This is a genomic window from Flagellimonas sediminis, assembly GCF_010500845.1.
Lineage (GTDB): Bacteria > Bacteroidota > Bacteroidia > Flavobacteriales > Flavobacteriaceae > Flagellimonas > Flagellimonas sediminis.
Map to the genome: position 1 here is coordinate 67,849 of NZ_JAAAMI010000002.1, position 24,308 is coordinate 92,156.

At 39.8% G+C, this 24,308-nt stretch carries 19 protein-coding genes; 12 read left to right on the forward strand and 7 right to left on the reverse strand.

Annotated elements, in window-relative coordinates; translation table 11 throughout:
- The 4 genes from GTK07_RS04845 to gmd are packed head-to-tail and all read right to left on the reverse strand — an operon-like array spanning nt 1 to nt 4,912.
- Complete coding sequence (locus tag GTK07_RS04845; protein ID WP_163633619.1) at nt 1–1,164, reverse strand: glycosyltransferase; 1,164 nt, start codon at nt 1,162–1,164, stop codon at nt 1–3.
- Between the two features lie 47 nt (nt 1,165–1,211).
- Complete coding sequence (locus GTK07_RS04850; protein ID WP_262887565.1) at nt 1,212–2,660, reverse strand: lipopolysaccharide biosynthesis protein; 1,449 nt, start codon at nt 2,658–2,660, stop codon at nt 1,212–1,214.
- 50 nt (nt 2,661–2,710) lie between these two features.
- Complete coding sequence (locus tag GTK07_RS04855) at nt 2,711–3,799, reverse strand: GDP-L-fucose synthase family protein (RefSeq protein WP_163633623.1); 1,089 nt, start codon at nt 3,797–3,799, stop codon at nt 2,711–2,713.
- Complete coding sequence (gene gmd, locus GTK07_RS04860; RefSeq protein WP_163633625.1) at nt 3,800–4,912, reverse strand: GDP-mannose 4,6-dehydratase; 1,113 nt, start codon at nt 4,910–4,912, stop codon at nt 3,800–3,802.
- Nucleotides 4,913–5,177: 265 nt separating this feature from the next.
- On the opposite strand from gmd, the gene GTK07_RS04865 reads away from it, so the two are divergent.
- Both GTK07_RS04865 and GTK07_RS04870 read left to right on the forward strand, forming a co-directional pair.
- Nucleotides 5,178–6,611: an MBOAT family O-acyltransferase gene (locus GTK07_RS04865; protein ID WP_163633627.1), complete on the forward strand. Its 1,434-nt coding sequence runs from the start codon at nt 5,178–5,180 to the stop codon at nt 6,609–6,611.
- A 3-nt stretch (nt 6,612–6,614) separates the two neighbouring features.
- Nucleotides 6,615–7,685, forward strand: coding sequence for a hypothetical protein (locus GTK07_RS04870; protein ID WP_163633629.1), 1,071 nt, complete (start codon nt 6,615–6,617; stop codon nt 7,683–7,685).
- A gap of 43 nt (nt 7,686–7,728) precedes the next feature.
- On the opposite strand, the gene GTK07_RS04875 is transcribed toward GTK07_RS04870, so the two are convergent.
- Nucleotides 7,729–8,751, reverse strand: a complete 1,023-nt coding sequence (locus GTK07_RS04875; RefSeq protein ID WP_163633631.1) for an NAD-dependent epimerase/dehydratase family protein — start codon at nt 8,749–8,751, stop codon at nt 7,729–7,731.
- Nucleotides 8,752–8,852: 101 nt separating this feature from the next.
- Entirely contained in the window at nt 8,853–10,250 is a 1,398-nt protein-coding gene (locus GTK07_RS04880) for a UDP-glucose 6-dehydrogenase (RefSeq protein WP_163633633.1), read from the reverse strand.
- 197 nt (nt 10,251–10,447) lie between these two features.
- Here GTK07_RS04880 and GTK07_RS04885 point away from each other — a divergent pair, with 197 nt between their 5' ends.
- From GTK07_RS04885 to GTK07_RS04900, 4 genes are read left to right on the forward strand one after another with little or no spacing between them, the layout of a single operon-like run.
- The gene (locus GTK07_RS04885; RefSeq protein WP_163633635.1) at nt 10,448–11,581 is read left to right on the forward strand and encodes a DegT/DnrJ/EryC1/StrS family aminotransferase; all 1,134 of its coding nucleotides are present in this window, start codon (nt 10,448–10,450) and stop codon (nt 11,579–11,581) included.
- The gene (locus GTK07_RS04890; protein ID WP_163633637.1) at nt 11,578–13,524 is read left to right on the forward strand and encodes a polysaccharide biosynthesis protein; all 1,947 of its coding nucleotides are present in this window, start codon (nt 11,578–11,580) and stop codon (nt 13,522–13,524) included. The genes GTK07_RS04885 and GTK07_RS04890 overlap by 4 nt, the downstream gene beginning before the upstream one ends.
- Nucleotides 13,525–13,535: 11 nt before the next feature.
- Entirely contained in the window at nt 13,536–14,300 is a 765-nt protein-coding gene (locus GTK07_RS04895; RefSeq protein WP_163633639.1) for a polysaccharide biosynthesis/export family protein, read from the forward strand.
- A 25-nt stretch (nt 14,301–14,325) separates the two neighbouring features.
- On the forward strand, nt 14,326–16,716 hold the full coding sequence (locus GTK07_RS04900; RefSeq protein ID WP_163633641.1) for a GumC family protein: 2,391 nt from the start codon (nt 14,326–14,328) through the stop codon (nt 16,714–16,716).
- Here GTK07_RS04900 and GTK07_RS04905 read toward each other — a convergent pair whose 3' ends face one another.
- A complete protein-coding gene (locus GTK07_RS04905; RefSeq protein ID WP_163633643.1) occupies nt 16,717–17,460 on the reverse strand; it encodes a tyrosine-protein phosphatase in 744 nt (247 codons plus the stop codon).
- A gap of 267 nt (nt 17,461–17,727) precedes the next feature.
- Here GTK07_RS04905 and GTK07_RS04910 point away from each other — a divergent pair, with 267 nt between their 5' ends.
- The 6 genes from GTK07_RS04910 (at nt 17,728) to GTK07_RS04935 (ending at nt 24,307) form a co-directional block, all read left to right on the forward strand.
- A complete protein-coding gene (locus GTK07_RS04910) occupies nt 17,728–19,002 on the forward strand; it encodes a sensor histidine kinase (protein WP_163633644.1) in 1,275 nt (424 codons plus the stop codon).
- Nucleotides 18,995–19,696, forward strand: a complete 702-nt coding sequence (locus tag GTK07_RS04915) for a response regulator transcription factor (protein WP_163633646.1) — start codon at nt 18,995–18,997, stop codon at nt 19,694–19,696. Before GTK07_RS04910 ends, GTK07_RS04915 begins: the two co-directional genes overlap by 8 nt.
- 122 nt (nt 19,697–19,818) lie before the next feature.
- A complete protein-coding gene (locus GTK07_RS04920; RefSeq protein ID WP_163633648.1) occupies nt 19,819–19,998 on the forward strand; it encodes a hypothetical protein in 180 nt (59 codons plus the stop codon).
- Between the two features lie 95 nt (nt 19,999–20,093).
- Nucleotides 20,094–20,858 carry a hypothetical protein gene (locus tag GTK07_RS04925; RefSeq protein WP_163633650.1) on the forward strand — a complete coding sequence of 255 codons (765 nt, stop codon included), beginning with the start codon at nt 20,094–20,096 and terminating at the stop codon, nt 20,856–20,858.
- Nucleotides 20,859–20,950: 92 nt separating this feature from the next.
- Nucleotides 20,951–23,503: a M1 family metallopeptidase gene (locus GTK07_RS04930; RefSeq protein WP_163633652.1), complete on the forward strand. Its 2,553-nt coding sequence runs from the start codon at nt 20,951–20,953 to the stop codon at nt 23,501–23,503.
- Between the two features lie 138 nt (nt 23,504–23,641).
- Complete coding sequence (locus tag GTK07_RS04935) at nt 23,642–24,307, forward strand: DUF6799 domain-containing protein (protein WP_163633654.1); 666 nt, start codon at nt 23,642–23,644, stop codon at nt 24,305–24,307.
- Nucleotide 24,308: the final 1 nt, after the last annotated feature.

Below are 24,308 nucleotides of genomic sequence, written 5' to 3' on the forward strand. Positions count from 1 at the left end.
TTATGCTGTTTTATGCCAATCTGACGGTGTGGGGATGGCCCTGCTACAAGGGCCATCTCCCATATCAACGGTAAGTTTTGAACTTAATTTTTTATGAAGCTGTAAAAAATTATGGGCCGCCTGATTGGGAGACCAAACTTCGGAAATAGTGGAGTAGGCATTTGTCGCAAGTTGTTCGCAAAAATCACGATTATCTAAGAGTTGCGACATTTTTAGGAATGCATCTTCATTATTCCCAGATTCAAAAACCAATCCATTTATATTCGGGCGTACAAGAAATGGGACCGAACCGATCATATGGCTTGCCACCAAAGTACATCCATTGGCCATGGCCTCATTGGCAACTGCCCCCCAACCTTCATTCCTATCACTGCTAAAAAAATAAGCATGTGAGGTTTTCATGAGTTCCAATACCTCATCATTGGGGATGTTTCCTTTAAGGATTACCTCATCGGTCAAGCCAAGTGTATTGATTTGTGTCCTTAGTTCGTCTTGCATTTCACCACTACCAACTATATTGATCATAAAATCATATCCCTTTTCCTTTAAGGTTTTGCCCAATTTGACCGCAATTTCTGGATGCTTCCAATCAATTAGCCGGGCTACATATAGAATGGTAAATTTGTTATTCCTCTTACCTTCAAGAATTTGCTCAATGGAGTGATTCTCAACCTTTGTAAAATATCCCCATTTGTACATTTTGTTAGGGTAGGCCTTAATCCATGTCAAGTCATTGGCCGTGAAGGCACTAGAGCATAACATATGGCAATTCTTATTTTTAAGGACTGTATGTTTTTTGTATTGATGCCAGATCGCCCTGGGATTAAACTTTTGCCACTTACTTTTTTTAAACATACGCTCGGCATATCTAAAAGTAATTTTGTTTTGCTCAATCCTTTCCGCTACATAGGCACTAGGTGCCGCTCCCAAAATCACCACATCGGAATCAAGACCTAGTTCCAGTGCCTTCTCTTTTTTTTCTGAACTCTCGTATGCACAGAGTAGGTAGGAAACTTGAAACTGGCCATATCCGGCCTTAATAAAAGTTTCGGGCATAGGAGAGGTGGCAACGAAGGTAAAATCATCCCCCAAAAGTCTATAAAATTCATCTGCCAATGGTTTTTGGTGATGATTAAAGAAATTTGAAAAAATGGTCAACTTCATTTTAGTATGTTTTTTGGATTCGAAAATGGTTCCTCACCCAAATTTTGCTATATTTTTTTTCTGCTTTGTACCAATTCTTTTGCCTTGTTAAGTAGGGCCACATATTCTGGAATCTTTAAATAATGCATTGAAATCAAGTACATTATGCCGTATAAAACGGGTATTAAGATTAATTGTAAAAGATCATTCTTTAAAATGAACATCAACATATAAAGGATGATACTAATGAACATATTAATAAAAAAAACCGGTGCCAAATCCTTAAGCTGGTTTTTTGCACCATAATTCATGATTCTTCCGGGAAAATAGGCATCAAAAAAATAATGGATACATGTTGCTATCAATTCGCCAAGTGCCACATAAACAATACCGAATTTAAGTGCTGCCAAAATAAAGACCAACCTAATAGGAATTTTATAGTATTGTTGTTTTAAGGCAATGTCCGTCCTCCCTAAAACATATAACAGATTTACATTGATACCACAAATAATGGTTATTAGCCTTGCCAACGCAAAAAGTTGCAGAATGGGTACCGCCGGTAACCATTTTTCTGTCAATAAAACTTTAATGAAGGGTTCTGCCACCACTATTAGAAGAAAAAACACAGGAGTGGTAAGTAATGAAGCTGTTTTGATAATATTTTTGGAGTATTTAACCAATACTTCCCGTTGATCCTGAATTTTTGATAATGTAGGCAATAGTACCTTATTTACAATGGAGCTGATCGTCTTGAACACGATATCGGTAAATTGCGTTCCTTGGGTATAGAAACCAAGCTGTTTGGCACTGATAACCTTACCGATTAATAGAGATGATACGTTGTTGGCACCAGTATTCAGAAGTGATCCTATCAAAAGTTTAGACCCGTATGAGAAGAGTTCTTTGAAGGACTCTTTTGAAAACTTCAGACTAGGCCTCCATTTTACCCAGAACCACATCAAAATTACAGTGAAAAAAGATTTTAGAATAGTCTGGTAAACCAAGGCCCACACACCATAATCGGTATAGGCCAAATAAACGGCTATCACCCCAGATAAGATGACGGTAATTAAATTTATTTTGGCCAAAAGCTTAAAATCCAATTCGATGGTAACAAGCGTAACAGGTATGGTAAACAATGCATTAAGCACCAACGATAATGAAAGTACCTTTAAAAGAATATCAAGTTGAGGAATTTCATAGAATGAGGCAATAAACGGAGCTCCAATCCAAAGCAATCCATAACAAACCACACTAATTAACACGTTGAAAATGAACACGGTAGAAATATCGTTTTCATTACGGTTTTGTTTCTGGATCAAGGCTTTGGTGAATCCACTGTCAATAAATACTTGTGAAATCACAATGAATACCGTCAATAGCCCAATTAATCCATAATCTGTGGGGGACAATAGGCGGGCCAGAATAATTCCCAAAATAGATTGAACTAACTGGGTTGATATTCTTTCAACAAGGCTCCAAAAGGCCCCTGATAAGATTTTATTTCCAAGACCCATAAGTTACAACGGTCTATTTAAAGGATTGGCTATGTTAATGATTAGGTTCCTTATTTGTTTAAATACCACTGATACATTTTCTGAACACCTTGTTCCAGATCGATGGTGTGTTTCCAGCCCAATTGGTGCAATTTGGATACATCGGTCAGTTTTTTCATAGTGCCGTCCGGTTTATCACTATTGAAGACAAAGATTCCTTTAAAGTCAATGGTGTTTTTGATCAAATAGGCCAAATCCTTAATACTGATATCCACACCTGTACCAATGTTTATATGGGTATTCCTAATCTCTTTGGTGTCCTTGGCATACGTATCCTTAAAGTCACGGTTTTCCATTAAGAACACGCAGGCATTTGCCATGTCTTCAGACCAAAGAAATTCGCGCATTGGTCTACCGCTTCCCCATATTTCCACACTAACTTGATTATCAGTGCTCTTGGATACTCCATATTTCTTTAGAATCCCCAAAATTTCACTTTCTGAGGAACTACCGGTCATTCCTTCAATAGGAAGTTTGTCCAAGTCCTGTCTAATTTGGTCCCAATTATTTTCTTCTAAGGCTTTACCCAAATGTACCTTTCGAATCAATGCAGGCAATACATGGGATTTTTCCAAATCGAAATTATCATTGGGTCCATAAAGGTTTGTGGGCATCACCGAAATGAAATTGGTACCATACTGAATGTTATAACTTTCACACATTTTGATGCCCGCAATTTTGGCAATTGCATAGGGTTCATTGGTGTATTCCAAAACATCAGTAAGCAAATAATCCTCTTTCATGGGTTGAGGGCAATTTTTGGGATAAATACAGGTACTCCCCAAAAAAAGTAGCTTTTTTACCCCGTGAACATAACTTTGATGGATCACGTTGTTCTGGATCATCAGGTTTTCATGGATAAAGTCTGCCCTATACGTATTGTTTGCCACGATTCCGCCGACTTTGGCTGCGGCCAAAACCACATACGCAGGTTCTTCATTGGCAAAAAAGTTCGCCACGGCAGAGGAATCCTTAAGATCCAGTTCTTTACTGGTTCTCAGTACAAGATTGGAATATCCTTTGGCTGTCAAGCTTTTCACTATGGCACTACCCACCAAACCTCTATGGCCGGCCACAAAAATCTTGGCGTCTTTCTCCATTTATTCGAAGTAGTTAAGGATTCTATAACCTCCTTGTTTCAAAAACTGATCTTTTTGCATCAATTTTACATCACTCTGCATCATATCCTTAACCAAATCTTGAAGGTCATATTCCGGTACCCATCCCAATTTGTTCTTCGCCTTTGATGGATCTCCAATTAAAAGGTCAACCTCAGTAGGTCTAAAATATTTTGGGTCTACGGCCAATACTTCCTTGCCAATTTCAATTTGGTAATCAGGATTATTGCAGGCTTTTACATACGCTTTTTCATTTACACCTTCACCCTTGAACTCCAGTTCAATACCCACTTCGGCAAAACTCATTCGTACAAAATCTCGCACCGGTGTAGTTTTTCCTGTAGCAATTACCCAATCCTCTGGTTCATCGGCTTGAAGGATCATCCACATCATCCTTATGTAATCTTTAGCGTGTCCCCAATCCCTTTGGGCATCCAGGTTCCCTAAATAAAGTTTGTCTTGAAGTCCAAGAGCGATTCTGGCGGTTGCCCTTGTAATTTTTCTGGTAACGAAAGTTTCCCCCCTGATAGGTGATTCATGGTTGAACAGGATTCCATTGCACGCATACATTCCATAGGCCTCACGATAATTAACTGTAATCCAATAAGCGTACATTTTTGCAACGGCATATGGGCTCCTTGGATAAAAAGGGGTTGTTTCCGATTGAGGAATTTCCTGAACTTTTCCGTACAACTCGGATGTTGATGCTTGATAGATCCTGGTTTTTTTCTCCAAACCTAACAATCTTACGGCTTCCAGTACCCTTAAGGTACCTATACCATCGGCGTTTGCAGTATATTCAGGCGTTTCAAAGGATACCTGAACGTGGCTCATGGCCGCTAAGTTGTAGATTTCATCTGGTTGTATTTCTTGAATTAGCCTAATTAAGTTGGTGCTGTCCGTCATATCTCCATAATGCAGAATGAATTTCCTGTTTTCTACATGTGGGTCTTCATACAGATGGTCGATACGATCAGTGTTAAATAGGGAAGAACGTCTCTTAAGACCGTGTACCTCATATCCTTTTTTCAACAAAAATTCACTTAAGTAGGCTCCATCTTGACCGGTTGCACCGGTAATCAATGCTTTTTTCATGCTATGGTTTGTGTTGTACGTAAAGGTTTTTAAGAATAACGGACGAATATCCGTAATCGTCTTAACAGGGCAAAAATAGTTCTTTGAAAATACACTATTACCCGATTAAGGAATTATGTTGTATAAATTTGGACCGTTTACCGATGACTTACTAACGGACATCCTTATTTTTTATGACGGTATTGTTTACAATGTTAATATTGCATGGTCAAAAATATTGGACCTAATTAAACGTTCGTGATTAACCCAGGCCTTAAACTGAACTATGTTATTTAACTCCTTTGATTTTGCGGTATTCTTGCCAATAGTCTTTGTACTGTATTGGTTCGTGACCCAAAAAAATCTTCGCCAGCAGAATTTTTTGATCGTAGTTGCAAGCTATGTTTTCTATGGTTGGTGGGACTATCGTTTCTTATCACTAATTGTTTTTAGTTCCTTGGTGGACTATACCATTGGAAGGTTATTGGGTAATACTGAGAACACCGCCAAAAGGAAATTACTTTTGACCACTAGTATCGTGATCAATTTAGGATTTTTGGCATTCTTCAAATACTATAATTTCTTTCTTGACAATTTTAAGGCCACATTCAGCTTTTTTGGCCATCCGTTCGATGGTTATACTCTTAATATCATTCTTCCGGTAGGAATTAGTTTCTATACTTTTCAGACATTGAGTTATACCATAGATGTCTACCGAAAACAATTGGAACCTACCAAAGATCTGTTGGCATTTTTGGCCTTTGTGAGTTTCTTTCCACAATTGGTAGCCGGTCCTATTGAGCGGGCAACCAATCTATTGCCGCAATTTTACACCAAAAGAAGGTTCGATTACCACAATGCGGTTATTGGTACTAGGCAAATTCTTTGGGGATTGTTTAAGAAAGTAGTGATTGCCGATCAATGTGCGGAATATGTGAACCTAATTTTTGATCACAGTACAGATTATGGAGGAGTAACTTTGTTACTGGGAGCCTTTTTATTCGCTTTTCAAATTTATGGTGATTTTTCGGGTTACTCCGATATTGCCATAGGTACCTCAAAATTGTTCGGATTCAATCTCATGCAAAATTTTGCGTATCCCTATTTCTCAAGGGATATTGCCGAGTTTTGGCGTAGGTGGCATATTTCCTTGTCTACCTGGTTCAGGGATTACCTCTATATTCCCCTGGGAGGTAGTAGGGGTGGACTTTGGATGAAGATTAGGAATACCTTTATCATTTTTTTGGTCAGCGGGTTCTGGCACGGTGCCAATTGGACCTTCATTGTTTGGGGTGGATTAAATGCCTTGTATTTTTTACCACTTCTGCTATCCAAAACCAATAGAAGAAACTTGGATGTTGTGGCCCAAAACTCAACTTTGCCAACCGTCAGGGAATTTTTTCAGATAGCCGTCACCTTTTTGCTCACTATATTGGCATGGGTGTTTTTTAGGGCGGAGAACCTTTCCCACGCTTTTGCCTATTTGGGTGCGATATTTACCAAAATTGGGGAGCCTTTGGCCTTTACACCTTGGTCATTGTTCATTTTCTTGACTTTACTTCTTATTATGGAATGGATGGGTAGAAGGGAGCAATTTGCCATAGAGAAAATTGGATCCAACTGGAAACTTCCTTTACGATGGGCCTTTTATTTGATTATCTGTCTTTGTATCATCGGTTCCATGGACAATCAGCAAGACTTTATTTATTTTCAATTTTAGGATATGAAAAGGTTTTTGGTTCAGTTCGGCGTAATTTCAATCCTAATCCTAATCATCTGTTTTGGATTGTCACAGGTTACTTTTTCTGATGATTTCATTAGTTACAAGACAAAAGATACTGCTTATAAAAAAATAGGATGGAACCTTCATTTGATAAATGAAGAACCGGAGCGTATAAATAACAGTGTTATTTTTCTGGGCTCCTCATTGGTTCAAGGGGCAATCAACGATTCCCTTATGCAGGCCAATGGCATTAACGCTATTAACATGGGAGTGCCGCATAATGGTAATGAACTTTGGCTCTATTTTTTGGATAGATTGAAAGATAAAAATCCTAAAAAAGTCATTTTCCTAAAAGGAAAAACACCGTTTCAAGGATTACATAAGCTTACTCCATTGCTATTCAACTCTTCTAAATTGATAGCCAATGGTCAGAGCATCAACAAAGACTATATAGAATTTGTTTTCAAAAAGTCCAAATTGACCTTGGAGTACCTTTTCTTTAATCTCTTTGGTGATAATACTTCCAACCTTGAATATGATAAATTTTTGAAAAACCAATATGGAGTCGTGTTTGTTAAGGATACTATTTCCAGAGGATATTATGATGAGGTTGTTCAAGAAAAAAAAATCAAAGACAGTGATGAGTATTATAATCTTTATAAGAACGATTTTCGTTACCAAAAGGAAGTTGGTAAGGATAATTTCATGACCAATTTCCGGGTTTTAAAACGAAGACTTGTCATTGATTATTGGGTTGGCAACAATTACATTTCCAACATTTGGTCACAGGAGAGGTTTGCTGACGAAATGATTCAAATTGGACTGAATAATGGGATCGATATCCAAAAGATCTACATCCCTAAACTGGTGGATGTGAACCATTATTCCGGTTATGAACGAAGTGATTACAAAGCAGTCCCATCTGATTCCGTTGGAATCCTGTCCCTTGATGATCATGGGTTTTTAAAAGAACATGCTCTTTGGGGCGATTTTGATCATTTGGATGAAGAAGGTGCCAATCTTTATACCCAAAAACTTATCGAGATATTTGGCAAGGAACTAAAGGATTGAGGAGCTAATTAGGACCGCTGGATTTGGTGGTCAACGATTTTCACTATGCTTTGTAGCTTCTATACCAATTCACAAATTGATGGACCCCATCAGCAATGTTGGTTTTTGGGGAATACCCGTAATCCTGATGAAGCTCGCTGACATCTGACCATGTTTTTTCCATATCACCAGGTTGCATGGGCAAAAATTCAATTTCGGGTGTTTTACCAAGGGATTCACCTATTTCGGTAATAAAATCCATCAATTTTACTGGGTTACCGGCGCCAATATTATAAATTTTGTACAGGGGCCGTTCGGTTTTTTCGTTGTATGAATCTTGAAGTACACGGATCACGCCGTCAACAATATCATCAATATATGTAAAATCCCGTTCCATTTTACCCAGGTTAAAGGCTTTTATAGGAAGTCCTTTTTCAATGGCCTCGGTAAACAGATAAATGGCCATATCAGGTCTCCCCCAAGGTCCGTAAACCGTAAAAAATCGAAGCCCGGTAGTTTTGATGCCAAAAAGATGGCTATAGGCATGGGCCATCAACTCATTGCTTTTTTTGGTTGCGGCATAAAGGCTTACAGGTTGGTCAACATCTTGATCTGTATGGAACGGTATTTCATCATTCAGGCCATAAACGCTGGAACTACTGGCATATACCAAATGATTGATGTTGAAATTTCGGCAACATTCAAGAACATTCAAGAATCCGACCACGTTGCTGTCTATATAAGGTTCCGGATTGTCAATACTGAACCGGACACCTGCTTGGGCCGCAAGGGAACAAACTGCATCAAATCTTTCCTTTCTGAATAATTTTGGGAGTTTCTCCCGGTTCTCCAGGTCCATTCTAATAAATTTGAACCTCGTCCCATATTTTTCACTGGCACAGAGTATATTGAAAGCAGTGGCATCTATTTGATTGATTCCAAGTTCGGCGAGCCTTGCAAATTTTAGTTTTACATTGTAGTATCCATTGATGTTGTCCAGACCAACAACCTCGTGTCCCAGTTCAATCAATTTTTTGGAGACATGAAAGCCGATAAAGCCGGCAGCTCCTGTTACCAATATTTTCAAAAGAAATAAATTTTATTGTACAAAGGTATTAAGAATCCTGTATTAAAAAAGCCCATGTCTTTAAGGCACGGGCTTTTCAATGTTACGATAAACGTAATATATTAAGATTCTCCAATTTTATAATAATCAAATCCCATTTCCTGCATCTTTGCTTTATCCAGCATTCTTCTACCGTCAAAAACGAAAGCAGGCTTTAACATGTTATCATGGATTTGATTCCAATCATAGGTTTTAAATTCATCCCATTCGGTTAAAATGGCAATGGCATGGGCATCTTTGGTCGCTTCCATGTAATCCGTTGTCACCTTAAGAAGTTTGCGGTTTTCCTCTTCAGATCTTGTTCCTAGGTAGTCCAGGTCGCTATAGATTTGTTCTTCACCAACTTGAGGGTCATAGACAACTATGTTGGCCTGTTCTTCTAACAAAAGATTGGCCACATATATAGCCGCTGACTCTCTCGTGTCGTTGGTGTCCTTTTTAAAAGCCCACCCATAAAATACAATTTTTTTACCTGAAACAGTATTAAACATGGTGGAGATAATGTTGTCAGCAAACCTGGTTTTTTGGTAATCATTCATGATAATTACCTGCTCCCAATAATCCGCCACTTCATTCAAGCCAAAACTTTTGGCGATATAGACCAAATTCAGAATATCCTTTTGAAAACATGATCCCCCGAATCCCACTGATGCATTCAAGAATTTGGCACCTATTCGACTGTCATGCCCAATGGCCCTTGAAACCTCTGCTATATTGGCTTCTGTTCTTTCACAGAGCGCAGAAATGGAATTAATGGAGGATACCCGTTGAGCCAAAAATGCATTGGCTACCAATTTGGAAAGTTCTGAAGACCATACATTGGTTTGCAAAATCCTTTCTTTTGGGAGCCAGTTTTCGTAAACAGCACTTAATAAATTCTTGGCTTCCTGTCCAGATGGAGTATCATCACCACCGATAAGTACACGGTCAGCATGTAAAAGATCTTCAATGGCCGTACCTTCGGCAAGAAACTCAGGATTGGATAAAATCTCGAATCTCACATTGTTCCCGGTATTGTGAAGAATACTTTTAATGGCCTCTGCAGTTCTTACAGGTAGCGTGGATTTTTCCACAACTATCTTATCATTGGTCGCTACCCTGGCTATATTTCTGGCACAGAGCTCGATAAATTTTAAATCTGCAGCTTGTCCTTTTCCCTTTCCATAAGTTTTGGTAGGGGTGTTTACAGAAATGAAAATCATGTCGGCCTCATCTATGGCCTTATCCACATCGGTGGAAAAGAAAAGGTTTTTACCCCTTGAATTGAACACGATTTCAGACAACCCTGGTTCATAAACCGGTAATTTATCTGGGTTTTCATGATTCCAAAGATCAATTCTTTTTTGATTTATGTCTACAACTGTAACTTTAACATCAGGGCATTTATGCGCAATTACGGACATGGTTGGTCCTCCTACATAACCTGCACCGATACAACAGATGTTTGAGATTTTTTTCATTGTGAGATTTTTTAATTTCTAAAAGGAGTGCAAATATCAAAAACAAACGTTAAAGGAGAGTTTAAATTATGGTAAATGTCACAAATCATCGGTAAGATTGAATTTTAACGAGTTTTTGGCACATAGGACGATAAGTTGCGATATTTGTTTTGCAGAAGAAAGCTAGGTACTACTTTTATACTGAATAACACCCAAACATGGAAAATATCCTACTTAAGAAAATCTGGCTTTCTCCCCCTCACATTGGTGAAAAAGAGAAGGTTTATGTGGAAGAGGCCTTTCATACCAATTGGATCGCCCCTTTGGGACCCAACGTCCATAATTTTGAAAAAGCCATTGAAGAATTCGTTGGAAACGATGTGCATGCCGCTTGTTTAAGTTCGGGTACAGCAGCTATTCATTTGGGCCTGCAATTATTAGGAGTAGGTGTTGGTGATGAGGTTCTATGCCAGAGCTTCACATTTTCCGCTTCGGCCAATCCAATTGCCTATTTGGGGGCAACCCCCGTGTTTGTTGACAGTGAACCCCAAACATGGAATATTTCTCCCGAACTTCTTGAAACAGCCATCATGGACAGAATGGCAAGGGGAAAGAAACCCAAAGCCATTGTGGCCGTACACCTGTATGGCACACCTTATCAAGTGGACGCAGTTCATGCCATAGCACAAGAATACGGGATTCCAGTAGTGGAAGATAGTGCCGAGGCACTTGGAAGTTCTTATAAAGGATTCAATTGTGGGAGTTTTGGTGAAATAGGGATACTTTCTTTTAATGGTAATAAGATTATCACTACATCTGGTGGTGGTGCCCTTTTGTGCAAAGATAAAAAAATGAAGGAAAAGGCAGTTTTCTTGGCTACCCAGGCCAGGGACAATGCACCACATTACCAACACTCACATATTGGTTACAATTATAGGATGAGTAATGTACTGGCGGGCATTGGCCGCGGACAGATGCAAGTGTTGGAAGATAGGGTTGCGGCTAGAAGGGCCAATTTTGAATATTACAGAAAAAACTTATCAAATACTCCAGGAATACTATTTCCTGAGGAAATGGAGGGCAGTTTTTCCAATAGATGGTTAACTTGCGTTTTAACCCCTTCATTTGAGATAAGGGAAAGATTGAGGGTGGCTCTTGAAAACGAGAACATTGAGTCAAGGCCGCTTTGGAAACCCATGCATTTGCAGCCTGTTTACCAAAATGCCATTTCATATGTAAATGGGATAAGTGAGGATCTTTTTGAAAAGGGACTATGTTTGCCAAGCGGGTCCAGTCTTGAAGAAGACGATTTGGAAAGAATTTGCGCAATTGTTAAAAACGAACTGAAATGATAAGGGAGTATTTCTACAAAAGAGGTAAGCGCTACGCCTCCAAATGGACAGTTTTACTGATTGATCTTAGCATTGTTTCGGTGGCCTTTATCCTTGCCTATTTTATCCGGTTCAATTTGAGCTTTAATTTTGATGTTCAAAAACTTTGGGCACAACTTCCGATCATGGTGGCTTTGTTCCTTTTGGCATTTCTGTCCGCGGGAAGTTACAAAGGTGTGGTAAGACATACCGGTATAAAAGACGTTTATGCCATTTTCAATGCGGTTTGTTTGGCCAGTATCGGAGCAATTGGTGTAGTGATGGTCAACCGGTATTTTGATTGGGTGGATGGTTTTACCATTCCGTTGTCCATTATCATTATCAATAGTTTGATTTCGTTTTTGGCTTTGTCCGCTTCCAGGTTTGTATTTAAAATTGCCTATGAAAGTTTGATGAACCAAAGTAAATCCCCCGTTAAGAACCTGATTATTTATGGAGCTGGGGAGTCTGGTATCATTACTTACAACACACTTACCAACCATTCTAAAATGAAGGTTAAGGTTATTGGTTTTGTGGACAATAGTCAAAAAAAGGTGGGTAAACAGATCAATGGGGTAAAGGTGTATGGGAAGTCTATTCTAACCGAGCAGTTTGTTAAATACAACAATATTTCGGAGGTTATTTTTTCTATTCAAAATATCAGGCCAAAACAATTGAGGACCTTGGTCAATGAGATTGTGGATTTACCTGTAAAAGTCAAGATTGTTCCTCCTGTAGAGGATTGGATTAATGGAGAATTGAAGGTTTCCCAGATAAAACGGGTTCAGATCGAGGATTTGCTGGACAGACCCCCAATTGAAATCAAGAACAGTAAGGTGTTGAAGGATTTTGAGGACAAGGTCATCATGGTAACCGGTGGGGCCGGATCCATAGGTAGTGAACTTGTCAGACAAATCTGCAAATACAATTATAGAACGCTTATTGTTGTGGACCAGGCGGAATCTGCGCTTTACGATCTTCAACAAGAACTGAAACAAGCTGGGTTCTTCAATTTTGTACCCATTGTAGGTGACATTCGGGACAAAAACAAAATGAGAACTTTGTTCGAAGAGTACAGACCTGACAGAATATTCCATGCCGCAGCATACAAGCACGTTCCTTTAATGGAACAGAACCCTTACGAAGCGGTTAAGATCAATGTGGCCGGCACCAAAACAATAGTAGATTTATCCTTGGAGTATGACGTGGAAAAATTTGTTTTTGTTTCTACGGACAAAGCGGTAAACCCTACCAACGTGATGGGGGCTACCAAACGAATTGCCGAAATGTACATTAGTTGCAGACAGCAAGAAGGGAAAACCAAGTTTATCACCACTCGTTTCGGAAACGTGTTGGGATCTAATGGTTCCGTTATTCCGCTTTTCAGGAAACAAATTGAAAAGGGAGGCCCATTAACAGTTACCCATAAAGATATTACGCGGTATTTCATGACCATTCCCGAAGCTTCCCAATTGGTTTTGGAAGCCGGGGCTATGGGTAAGGGCGGTGAGATATTCATTTTCGATATGGGTGAATCCGTCAAGATCATGGACCTCGCCAAGAACATGATAAGACTATCCGGTTTCCATTACCCTGACGAAATAGATATTAAGATAACCGGTTTAAGACCAGGTGAAAAATTGTATGAAGAGCTACTGGCGAATGGTGAAAATACCTTGCCCACCTATCATGACAAGATCATGATCAGCAAAATAAGGGAAATTGATTATGCGAGGACCAGGAACATGATAGATGAGCTATGCATATCCAATCTGTTTTTCAAGGATAATGTTGTTCAAATAATGAAAAGTATTGTTCCCGAATACATTTCCAACAATTCTGATTTTTGTAAATTGGACAAAAACAATCACCAAGCAGAGGTTAAGGAAGCCACCGAAGCTGGATTGCCACAACTCAATAACTAAAACAAAATTCAATGTTCCAAAAATTCAAATTGGCATTAGCACTACTTGTGGTCGCTAGTTCTTTTCTTTCCTGTTCTTCCTCAAAGGATGTGGTGTATTTTCAAGATGCCACCCAGTTTGAGACCTTGGTGGATGATAATACATTTACCACTAAATTTAAGGTAGATGATTTGGTTAGTATCCATATTTCAACCCTGGATCCAGAGGCAAGTGCCCCGTTTAATTTATATAGGGCCTCAGATGAAGGAGGTGGTGTAAGACCTGAACAGGTAAATTATTTGGTTGATAAAAGTGGAGAAATAGATTTTCCTGTAATCGGGAAAGTCAAGATTGAAGGGTTGTCACCAAGTGAGACCCGGGATTTGTTAAGGGAAAAACTAAAAGATTATTTAAAGGACCCCATCATCAATATCAGGATAAGAAATTTCACAGTTACCATTCTTGGAGCAGTCAACAGACCCGGCACTTATCCTATCAATGGTGAACAGATAACCATTATGGAAGCATTAGGGTATGCTGGTGACATAAATATTAAAGGTAGAAGGGATAATGTAATGGTGATTCGGGATTTTGATGGTACCAAAGTCTACAATAGAATCAATCTTAACAAGAAGGATGCCTTAAAATCACCAGTATACTATCTTACCCAGAATGATGTGGTTTATGTGGAACCTAACAAGTCAGGAAAGACGCAGTCTAACTTGGACCAAAGGGCAAGCATCATTGTTTCCATAGTTTCCTTGGTGATTACTTCTACAGTTGTTTTGTTGAGATAAGTTAAATTACCCCAAAATTTGGTAAATGAGTAGTACAGGACTTAACCGTTCAAGCAATGAAATGGACTTAAAGGAGTTGATTTCCGTTTATGTAAAAAAATGGAAATGGTTCGCACTTGGCGCAATCATTGCTTTGGCTTTGGCCCATCTTTATTTACGTTACGCAGTTCCACAATACAGCGCCGCTGCCAAAATACAGATTTTGGAAGATAACGGGGCTTCATCCGAATTGAGTGTTTTGCAAGATCTTGATATTTTTTCTGGAGGCAAAACCAAGATCGATGATGAAATAGATATCCTTAATTCTAGGAGCAATTACATTAGCTTGGTAAAAAAGCTCAAATTGAACATTCGTTATTTTGTTACAGGTAACATTAAGAGCAAAGAACTCTATGGTGAGGGGCAATACCCTTTTACCATCAGTTTTTTGGCAGCAGATTCTGTCATAAACAAAGCTAGGCACAACTTTTATGTTGATATTATCTCGGATAACAATTTCGGATATGCAGAAGAGGAGGATGGTACAGTAACCAAATATACCTTTGGATCTACTATTAAAACTGAGATTGGCAATATTATTTTGATACCAACGGATGCTCTTAAAAACTACAGGAACGAGAGGTTACATGTGGTTGTAAGTCCTATCCCAACCATTGCAGACTCTTATAGGAACAGAATGGTTGTAAAAGCCGCCGATAGTAAATTTTCCAATATTATAGACATTACATTGACCGATCAGGTACAAAAAAGAGCAATAGATATTATTGATGCCTTGATTGAAATCAACAACACCAATGCAGTAAAGGATAAAAAGGATGTTGCCGACAATACCACAAAATTCATTAATGACCGAATCAGCGAAATATACAATAGTTTGTCAACCGCGGATGAGACAGCCGAAAACTTTAAATCAAGCAGGGGCATAACAGACCTTGGCTCCCAGGCCAATGTAACTTTTGAGCAAAGTACCGCAGGCGAACAACAATTGCAACAGGCAAGTATTCAGTTGAACATTGCTGGCTCCATGAAAGATTTGATTGCCAATCAAGATGGTTATGACATGATTCCTACCAATGTAGGTATTTCTGACCCAGGAATCAACAATGCAGCTTCTCAATACAACGAATTGGTATCACAAAGGAAAAGATTGTTGGAGAGTTCCAATGAAAAGAATCCCGTGATAGTAAAGTTAGACCAACAACTGGAAGCACTGAAAAGAGGTATGCAATCCAGTTTGAACAATGTGACCAATAACCTAAACCTTCAGGTAAACAGTTTGAGCAAACAATTATCGCAAATTAATTCCAGGATTTACGCTGCCCCAAGTAATGAAAGAGCTTTAAGGGACATTACCAGAAAGCAGCAGACAACCGAGTCATTGTACCTTTATTTGCTGCAAAAAAGGGAAGAATCTCAAATTACGTTTGCATCTGCTTCCCCTAAATCCAAAATTGTGGATTCCGCATATGGATCGTATAAACCAGTATCGCCAAATACAAAGCTTGTTTACATGGCAGCATTGATTTTGGGCCTTCTTTTTCCATTTTCGGTGGTTTATGTCGGTCAATTATTGGATAACAAGATTCATAATAAGATGGGCTTGGAAAGATTGGTAGGAAGTGTACCAGTATTGGTAGAGATTCCTAAATTGGGTAAAAAGGACGCCAAACTTGTTCAAAAGGATGACCGATCTGTTTTGGCTGAATCTTTGAGAATACTTAGGACCAATATAAATTATGTACAAAGGACTAAAAACAAGTCAAAAGCGGATAATTTAATATTTGTTACCTCGAGTGTGCCGGGGGAAGGAAAAACATTTGTGTCTTCCAATTTGGCGGCAATTTATGCCAGTACCGGAAAAAAGGTTCTATTAATCGGTGCGGATATAAGAAACCCAAAACTATATAATTTCTTTTCTGATGAAGGCCACGTTCAAAAAGAGACGGACAAGCCTCGCAGGAGCACCAAGAATGGGCTTACAGAGTTTTTGGTGAATTCCAGCCTGGAGATTCAGGATATCGTCGTATCGGCCCATGTGAACGATAATCCAATTGATGTGATTTTTTCCGGAAAAATACCACCGAACCCTACTGAGTTGCTGATGAGTGATAGGGTGGAGGAGTTGTTCAAAAGGGTAGCGGAATTGTATGATCATGTGATTGTGGACACCGCTCCATTGATGGTCGTAACCGATACCGTTTTGATCAGTGAATTTGCAAGCCAAATCCTATATGTGGTAAAAGCAGGGGTAACGGAAACCAAGGTGCTTGAATTCCCTTTAAAGTTGAAAGAAGAGGGTAAACTCAAAGGATTGGCTTTTGTAGTGAACAACGTAAAGCAAGCCAATTTGGGCTACGGAGGAAAGTACGGCTATGGTTATGGAAGGTCCATTAAAAAATGGTGGAGCTTTTCTTGATCAATAAAAGGTATGTATAGTTCTTTCCATAATTGGCAGAAGTTTGTTCAATACTTTGGCAGACAATTTAACTTCTTTGAGTAATGCAAGTTGTCTAACATGATGAACATCGGTACCCACAAAATCGATCAAGTTATCCCCTAGCATTTTTTCGGCCATTTTGGTGATGTTGCTTCCATAGGATTCTGGCGCGAGCGATAGCAGGTTCAATTGGAAAAGAATCCCGTTCGACTTCATTGATGCGTATTTTCCATATTTCTGATGGTAGTACATATACCGCTCTGGATGGGCCAATATGGGGAAATAATGCTGTCTGGCCACTTCTTCAATGGCCGTTTCAAAATTGAACGAAGGTTGCAAGAATGACATCTCTACTAACAAATACTCTTTATGAAGTGGCATCACTTCATTTTTCTGGAGTATGTTCTCGAAATTATCATCGATCATGTGTTCGGCGGCAACATCCAGTGAAGTATCTGTAATTCCTCTTTTTTCCAAATCTTTCAAGAGAAGGGCAAATACTTTTCTTATGGTATTAGGGGTGTTGTCATAATGGTTGTGCATGATGTGGGGCGTGCAGATAAAGCTTTTTACCCCCAACTCGGAAAAGCCATCGATCAATGCAATGGAATCCTCCACCGATTTCGCACCGTCATCAATCCCCGGAAGAATATGGTTGTGTATATCCACCAGCCCGTGCAGATAATCGGCCAAGTAAACCTTTCTTTGGAAAAAAGTGAACATGTTTAAAATTTGGACTGCAAAGATAAGGATATGTGGGGGTAAACAATAACTTATTGAGCCTGTCTTGTAAATCATATAAAACAAGGGGCCGATCCATTTGGATCGGCCCCTTGTTTACACTACTATATATTTCTTAACTAAACTCAGGAACTAATTTAATGGTTAATGACAAGCACAGGGATTAACAATCGATCAAAAAGGTTAATGAAAGATTAATAGGATTAACCAAGAGGTAAATAGCTCCCTTTTTTTTGCTTATTTAGCACCATGCTGACCAAAAGAAACCTGTACGTCCTAGTTTTTGTGGTATCGGTCATTGGCCTTATGGTGGTACAATATCAATATCTCCGCGTTGGCCTTGGATTGGCCCGGGTGCAGTTTTCCGAAAAAATGGACAAGACCAGGACCAATATAGCACAAGAACTTTCTGAAGTGAATTCTTTGACCTATACCTTGGGAAACATGATCCAAAAAGATACCTCAGAAGTAAAAATAGGATTGGATAGTTTGGAAAAGGCCTCGCAATATTATCTGAACGATTATATTGCTTATCAGTTGGGTGTTTCCGGGGTAGATGTTCCCTTCACCTATATCTTGTATTCAAGGGATTCCATTCAATATTTGTCATCGGTTAAGCCACATGTAACAAGTCAGGAGGCGTTGACCTATCCCATCAAACTTAACGGATATCTCCCTGAACTTTTAGGAAAGGAAATGGTCTTGGAACTGGGGTTCAACGACCTGAACAGGTATTTTATGGGTCAGTTAAGAGGTTTGATTATTCCTAGTGTCCTGTTTTTACTGGCCATAATTGTTGTGGTGATCTGGGTGTTGCGCTCCTTTTATTGGCAAAGCAGTTTGATTACGACCACCAATGACTTCATCAATAACTTGACCCATGAGCTTAAGACTCCGGTATTTTCCATTGGATTGGCCAGCAAGATTTTGGAAGAAGGTATCTCTGAGCAGAAAAAGCCCGTTGTTGAACTTATCCGACGAGAAACCGATCGATTGCGGAGCCATATTGATAAGGTATTGGAATTGGCAAGCTTGGAGTCAGGCAAAAAACTCATGCAATTCAAAGAGTTGGATTTTAAACCGGAATTGCAACGTATCTGTGCAGACTTCAAAATATTGGCGGATAGCGAGAACCTGATATTTGATTATGAGTTACTTGGGGATAAGTATTGGATCAAGGCAGAGAAATTCCATCTGGAAAATGTGATTGCCAACTTGTTGGAGAATGCCAAGAAATATTCCGATGATCCCGTCATCAAAGTGAATGCTCAAACCTTAAAAGGGAGGTTGTTCATTTCCATCGAGGACAACGGCCAAGGCATTCCAAAAAGTGACCAAAAAAAGATTTTCAGAAAATATTATCGTATTAAGAACGGGGATGTGCATAAGATCAAAGGCTATGGTCTTGGACTTTCATATGTGCAAAAAATTGTGAGGATGCATCGTGGAAAGATCGCGGTGGAAAGTGAATTGGGGAAGGGGACCAAGTTTATCCTTTCCTTTAAATTGATCAAAAATGGATAAAAAGTATAAGTTGTTGTTGGTTGAAGACGATACCTCCTTGGGGTATTTGCTCTCGGAATACTTGGGTATGAAAGGCTTCATGGTCACTTGGGCCAAGAATGCCCAGGACGGCCTGGTCAAAACGGAGACCAATGTGTTCGATCTGGCCATATTGGATGTCATGTTGCCCGACATGGATGGTTTCGAGCTTTCCCAAAAAATCAAAACCATCAACCCCGAGCTTCCATTTTTGTTCCTTACCGCTCGTTCTCTCAAAATTGATGTACTAAAAGGATTTTCGTTAGGTGCGGTAGACTACCTAAAAAAACCGATAGACGAGGAAGAACTGGTCGTACGAATCAATGCCCTTTTGACCCGATTGGTTACAGATCCGGAAGAGGAACCCCAGGTATCCATCTATAAAATAGGGGATTATGATCTTAACACCGATAATTTTGAACTTCGCTTTAAAGGGGAACCCATTAAATTGACGGGCAAGGAATTTGATCTATTGACCTTATTGGCCATGAACCAAAATCAATTGGTGACCCACAAGGAAATTTTGACCACTATTTGGGATAAAAATGATTACTTCAACAAAAAGAGCCTGAATGTATTTGTGTCACATTTGCGCAAGCATTTGGCTAAAGATTCCAAGATCAGTATTGTAAATGTGAACCGACGTGGGTTCATGCTTAGGGTAGAAGAAAAATAAAAAGTACTTGGTTGGCGTGGTTTTTGATATGATAGTGTAAACCAATCGAACAACTACTTTTTTAAATGTTCAATTTTCTAAGAAATAAACCAGATTGTCCGCCATTATGTCAACTGGACCAATTGTATAAGCATACCATTTCAAGGTTGCCCATTAAGGAAAAGATTGCCTATTGCGAACGCCTGATTGAAAGTTTACGCTTTCAACTGGCCCATTCTTGCCCTAAAAAGGATTTAGATCATTTCAAGATTCTTTTGTCGGCGGCGCAATCCGAGCTGAGCAATTTGATTTCCGATAGGTGATCCATCACAATTCCGTTTTTATTTTTACAGGTCAATTTGTTCCTTAAAACTTCTGAAAAAACACTAAGTTTAGGGACAGAAACCAATATATCATCATGAAAAGATCAGTTCTTTTAGTCGTACTTTTTTCACTATGTCTACATGCTTTCGCTACAGAGACCAAATTGATGGTCAGGGCCAAGGCCAAGGATGCCAAATTTGTGGGAAGTTCTATTGGAGGGGCCCATATCATTGTACGGAATAGCATCAATGGTGAAATTCTTGCCGAAGGTGTTACAAGTGGTAGTACTGGAAATACCGGATTGATCATGAAAACCCCAATTGAAAGGCACTCCCAACTAACCAATGATGAAACGGCAGGCTTTTTGGCCGTTCTGGATATCGCGGAACCTACTTTTGTTCGGATTGAAGTGATTTCGCCCATCAATAAAAGAAATGCCCAAGTACATGCCAGCACCGAACTTTGGCTAATTCCGGGAAAGGATATTCTTGGGGATGGGATAGTGGTGGAAATCCCAGGATTTGTGATTGACATCCTTACCCCCAATACACATCAATACATCCCATTGGAATCCATAAAATCCACAGGGTTGGACCTTAAGGCCAATATGGTGATGATGTGCGGTTGCCCTATAGAAAAAGGAGGCGTTTGGGATTCGGAGGCCATGGAAGTAAAGGCCATAGTTAAAAAGGATGGTCAGACTTTCGGTGAATTTCCTTTGGACAACCCATCCCGAAACCTATTCGCTACCAATCTCAAAATAGATGGTGCAGGTCACTATCAAATTTTGGTCTATGCCTATGATCCCAAAACCGGCAACACTGGGGTAGATACCATCAATTGTGTGGTAACGGAATAATCTGTTACCCGATCGCATTTTTGTGGTGGATTCCGTTCATGTGGCTTCGGTAAAAATTGGTACCTTTTGGCACCTAAACCAAACACTTCAAAATGAAAAGGAACCGACCCATTTCACTTTGCTTCATAGTACTTATTGCTGCTTGCCAAACCGCTCCAAAAGTGGATCTATTGGATGTTGGGATTCCCCTAAAAATGGCAGAATACCGCCGTTCACAGGTCTCCAATGTGGTATATGCACTTTCTTTTGATATTCCAGAAGGAAAGTCGTCTCCCATACCTTCAAAACTGGAATTGAAATTGGAGCTGCACAATCTTTCCCAACCCTTGTATCTGGATTTTAATGCGGATGCCAATTTGTTGAAGGAACTAGTGGTAAATGGTGAAAAACAGCATATCGATCATCAAAAGGAGCATTTGATCATCACAGAGAATCTCCAAAAGGGTGAAAACACTATACAGGTTCAATTTCACGCAGGAGAACAGTCCCTCAATCGAAATGATGATTTTTTATACACGCTCTTGGTTCCAGATAGGGCCAGTACGTTGTTTCCTTGCTTTGACCAACCTAACATAAAGGCAAGGTATAAACTGGATATTACGGCTCCAAAATCGTGGAAGGTACTTTGTGGGGCGCCTTTGGTGACAAGTTCGGAACAAGAAGGTAAAGCCCACTATCAATTTGGGGAAAGTGATCCCATGAGTACCTACCTTTTTTCTTTTGTGGCAGGAAAGTTTGAATCGGTTACTGAGAACCCGGGCATCTTCGATATGACCTTTCTCTATAGGGAAACGGATTCTACCAAGATAAAATTGAGTACATGGCCAGTTTTTGAAATACACCAAAAGTCCATCGATTTTCTCCAAGGATATACCCAATACCAATTTCCTTTTCAAAAATTGGATTTTGCGGGCATACCAGGTTTCCAATATGGTGGTATGGAACATGTTGGGGCCATTCAGTATCGAGAGCCCGTATTGTTTTTGGATGAAAGTGCCACGGAACGGCAAAAAATGGGTAGGGCCAAACTCATTGCACACGAAACCTCGCACATGTGGTTCGGAGATCTGGTAACCATGAATTGGTTCAATGATGTATGGATGAAGGAGGTATTTGCCAATTTTATGGCAGATAAGATCGTGAACCCCACTTTTCCGGATATCAACCATAGGTTACAGTTCATGAACTCCCATTATCAAGGTGCTTATGGGGAAGATAGGACAAAGGGTACCAACCCGATTCGGCAAGAATTGGACAATCTGAAAAATGCGGGCAGTCTGTACGGTGGTATCATTTACAACAAGGCTCCCATCATGATGCGTCAGCTGGAGGCCGCCATTGGTGAAAAGGAATTCAGGGAAGGAATTCGGGAATATATTTCCAAATACGCCTACGGGAATGCCACTTGGAACGATTTGGTAAGCATTTTGGATGGTAGGACACCCAAAGACCTTCAGCAATGGAGCGAGGTGTGGGTAAACCAGTCAGGGCGACCTATTTTTACTGAAGGGCTTACGTATGAGAATGACAAGATCAAAACCTTCACCCTTAGCCAACGGGCTGAAAACGGGAGTGATGAAATTTGGCCCCAAACCTTTGAAATCACATTGGTATACCCTGACAGCACTTTTGTAATTCCCTTTAGCACGGATGTACGTTCTGCCGTAATTGAAGAAGCCATTGGTCTAAGAAAACCAGAAGCCATTATCTACAACTCCAATGCATTCGGTTATGGGGTATTTCCAATAAAGGAAAGCGACTTGGATTGGATTCCCAAATTACAGGATGAAGTAGCTAGGGGCTATGCGTATTTGAATTCGTATGAAAATATTTTGACAGGTAATTTAGAACCAAAGACGGGCATAGATTTGTTTTTGGGCGGGGTGCGATCGGAGCAAAATGAGCTGGTGCATGGTTTGCTTTGTGGACAGATCAGCAGCGTGTTTTGGAGTTATCTATCTCCTGAGGAAAGAGCTAGGCAACAACCTAGATTTGAAACAGTGCTTTGGAAAGAGCTAACGAACGGAAACCATGTTGCCAATATCAAAAAGAACATTTTTGGTTTGTGGAAGGGGATGGCCTATTCCGAAGATGCCAGGCATAAATTATACCAAATCTGGAATAAAGACCTTAAAATTCCTGATCTTAAACTCAACAAGGACGATTATACAAGTATGGCTATGACCTTGGCCCTGTATGCCCATCCCAAATCAGATGAAATTTTAGTAACGGCCAAAAAGGCATTGGACAATCCGGATCAGTTAAAGCGTTTTGATTTTTTGGCCCCAGCACTTTCGCCGGATGCATCGGTGCGAGCCACCTTTTTTGAATCTTTCCGGGATGCCAAGAACCGGGAAAAGGAAGCTTGGGTCTTGACCGCCTGTGGGTATATCCATCATCCGCTACATCAATCAACAGCCATTGAACAATTACCCTTGGCCCTCGATCTGCTGGAAGAAATACAGAAAACAGGCGACATCTTTTTTCCAAAACGTTGGCTCAGTGCAACAGTTGGTCAATACCAGTCTTCCGAGGCGTATGAACTGACGGAAAAATATTTGGCAACCCATCCGGATTTGAACAACTCGTTGAAAGGCAAACTATTACAGGCAACCGATGATCTATATCGCTATGTAAAGAAGTAGCAGGGATTTCCTTATGTAACCTTTGTTACTATTTAATCATTCTAAATAATTGATAATAAGTGGTTTAGTGATTAAAGTCATTGTTCTAGCCATCCCTTGAAAATACCTTTGGTACAATAAGTTTTAAAAACGAGTACCATGAAAAAATTTTGGTTAATGGTGTTGGTTGTTCTGGGAACAGCGACACTGCAGGCACAGGATAGGGACAGGGATAGGATCCAGGACCCCGATCAAAATCGAGACCGCTTAATGTTGGTAGATGGTGACGTACTACAAATACGTGACCGTGACCAAGTACGCTTACAAGATCCCATTACTTTAGCAGATGGAACGGTTGTAAACCTAAATGGAACCTATGTTACTCCGGATCGTGATCGCCTCAGATTGCGTGATGGGGAATGTTTGGACAACGATGGCATCAAGTATCGAAACGAGTACCAATATCGTTACAAAATGATGCAGGATGACAAAGGGTTAACCAATGCCCAGATCCAAGCAAGGAACCAAAACAGATATCAACTAATGCTCATTGATGGTGAACTTTACCAAATCAGGACCCAATCCCAAAACAGGTTACAACAGCAATTGGAATTGGCCAACGGAACGACCATAAACCCTGATGGCACTTACATGAACCAAGACCGTCAACGGTTAAGACTACAAAATGGTGAGTGTTTGAACATTGATGGAGTAAGGTTCAATAATATGTACCAACATCGCAAAATGATGCTCCAAAAAAATATGATGAACATGAAATCCAAAAAGGCAAATCTTCAAAAGAAGAAAGCCGGACAGGTCATGTAGT